Source organism: Brucella sp. RRSP16, assembly GCF_052246815.1.
Taxonomy (GTDB): domain Bacteria; phylum Pseudomonadota; class Alphaproteobacteria; order Rhizobiales; family Rhizobiaceae; genus Brucella; species Brucella intermedia.
Genome location: NZ_JBQQAM010000064.1, coordinates 1 through 350, shown reverse-complemented (window position 1 = coordinate 350; position 350 = coordinate 1). Strand labels below are relative to the sequence as shown.

The window sequence follows — 350 nt, the reverse complement described above, 5'->3', positions numbered from 1 at the left end:
CCTATCAGAGCCGTGGAAGACCACCACGTTGATAGGCCGGGTGTGGAAGTGCGGCAACGCATGCAGCTTACCGGTACTAATAGCTCGATCGACTTGATCACTCCCATTTACAATATCCATCGAACGAAGTTCGATGAAGGCAATATGGCAGTAGGGCAATAAGGCAATATGTTGCCTAAAGCCCTTAACCATCGCCTGCACAGAAAGACAAAGCACAAAGGCAAAGGATAGGCGCAGACCAAACATACTGCCCTATTCCCCTACTGCCTTACTGCCCTGAACCAGCTTCTCATTTGTGTTCTTCGCCGACCTGGTGGTTATGGCGGAGCGGCTGCACCCGATCCCATTCC

At 51.7% G+C, this 350-nt stretch carries 1 rRNA gene; it reads left to right on the top strand.

From position 1 onward, the window contains the following. Window positions 1–101 (top strand): 23S ribosomal RNA (locus ACS5UA_RS22915); the annotation flags it as partial. Window positions 102–350 lie beyond the last annotated feature (249 nt).